At 32.6% G+C, this 1,505-nt stretch carries 2 protein-coding genes and 1 pseudogene; all 3 read left to right on the top strand.

What is annotated here, in order from left to right:
* Positions 1-192 precede the first annotated feature (192 nt).
* The 3 genes and pseudogenes from HMPREF2801_RS00260 (at position 193) to HMPREF2801_RS08985 (ending at position 1,408) form a co-directional block, all read left to right on the top strand.
* Positions 193-1,089 carry a copper amine oxidase N-terminal domain-containing protein gene (locus tag HMPREF2801_RS00260; RefSeq protein ID WP_070609906.1) on the top strand — a complete coding sequence of 299 codons (897 nt, stop codon included), beginning with the start codon at positions 193-195 and terminating at the stop codon, positions 1,087-1,089.
* A gap of 2 nt (positions 1,090-1,091) precedes the next feature.
* Positions 1,092-1,184: pseudogene (locus HMPREF2801_RS09410) on the top strand (DNA replication protein); the annotation flags it as partial.
* Between the two features lie 59 nt (positions 1,185-1,243).
* On the top strand, positions 1,244-1,408 hold the full coding sequence (locus HMPREF2801_RS08985; protein ID WP_246829947.1) for a type I restriction enzyme endonuclease domain-containing protein: 165 nt from the start codon (positions 1,244-1,246) through the stop codon (positions 1,406-1,408).
* The last annotated feature ends 97 nt before the right edge of the window (positions 1,409-1,505 follow it).

Here is a 1,505-nt window from a genome sequence, read left to right as displayed (position 1 = left end):
GGAAGAAGAATTATAAGAGTTTGAACAATACATTATAGAAGAAGATTTATTAAAAGCTTTCACTTCTGTGAGAGCTTTTTTGATGCTTTATTATAAATTTGTTAAATATTAAGATAAACCATTTATTTACACTTGCGTGGGTATATAGTATAAATAAGCAAAGTAATAAAAAGTGATAAAAGGAGGTTTATTATGAAAAAGTTTTTATCATTTCTTTTAGTATTTGTGCTAGTTTTGTCCATGTCTATGAGCATTTCTATGGCGAAGCTTGATGAGACTGGTGCAAAGGAAATTAGTTTTGGAACTGATAGGGGAGCTGAAGATGCCATTATATGTATCGCTGACAAAACTTATCCTGTTAAGAATGGAACTATATTATTCATCAATGGAGAGATAATTCCTGAAGCTGATGTAATCATGGACGGCGGCAAGGCAATGCTACCACTAAGGCTTATTGCTGAAAAGCTTGGCTACGAAGTTGGCTGGAATAATAAAGAAAGAAAAGTTACTCTTGTAAAGGATGATAAAAATTTAAGAGTTGCCATTGGCAAAGATGATTCTAATGCTAAGATTTTCAAAGATCGCAGTTATGTTTTAGCAAGTTTTGTTGAAAAAAATCTTGCCGAAAGTGCTGTAGTGACTGAAGGTCTAGCTAAGGACTTTAAAAAATTCTACGACACTAATATGCCTATAACTCAAGATAAGACTATTGAAAGAAGCTTAAGAAATGTCATAATTGATGAAAAGCACGAGTACAAGGACAATATTAGCTCGGATGACGCAATGAAGCTAGTTAAGGAGAAATGTCTTGAAGGTCTAAAGAATTTTGAAAAAGTTATGAAGGAAAAAGCAAAGGACGAGCCGGGTAGATTTGACGATGACATAAAATTAATCGAAAAAGATATCAATAGAATGATCTACATTGGCGAAGTATCTAAGTTTTATAGATACACAATAGGACCTTACGATGTTTTATATGACAGAACAGATGGCAAAATCTACTTCCAAATATATCAAGCAGAAACTAGAATTAAGGAAGTGGATGTAAATGATCCAAATCTGTATATGGCGATATTTATCGTAGGATAAAAAATGATAAAAAACTCCTCATCATTGATGATTTTGGCATGGAGAGGACCACAGATTTTGCCTATGAACATATCTTTAATATCATTGAGAGGAAGAGTTAAATGAGTATGAAAATGAAAAGTGTATTGTCTTAGCAAAAAAGATTAAAGAACTTGTGAACGATAAAGCTCAATACACAGACTGGTCAAATAGAAATGACATAAAGTCCCAATTAAAAATTGGTTTAGTCATTTTACTTTACGAAAATGGATATCCTCCTCAATGGAGCGAAGAAGTTTTTGATATGGTTTTAGAGCAGGCAGAAAATTATAAGAATTAATGAAACGGCTATGAGAATTTAACTCACAGCCGTTTTTCTTGCCACCTAAAGACTCTCTAAATTAGTTTTTCTAAAATCCCTAATTCAATGAGCCTTG

The sequence above is a fragment of the Peptoniphilus sp. HMSC062D09 genome, assembly GCF_001811425.1.
GTDB lineage: Bacteria > Bacillota > Clostridia > Tissierellales > Peptoniphilaceae > Peptoniphilus_A.
Note: the sequence above shows the minus strand (reverse complement) of the source record. Positions and strands in the feature narration are given on the sequence as shown.

Excerpts from the sequence above, each read along its gene's own strand:
- HMPREF2801_RS00260 (WP_070609906.1), top strand. The coding sequence starts at position 193 with ATGAAAAAGTTTTTATCATTTCTTTTAGTATTTGTGCTAGTTTTGTCC.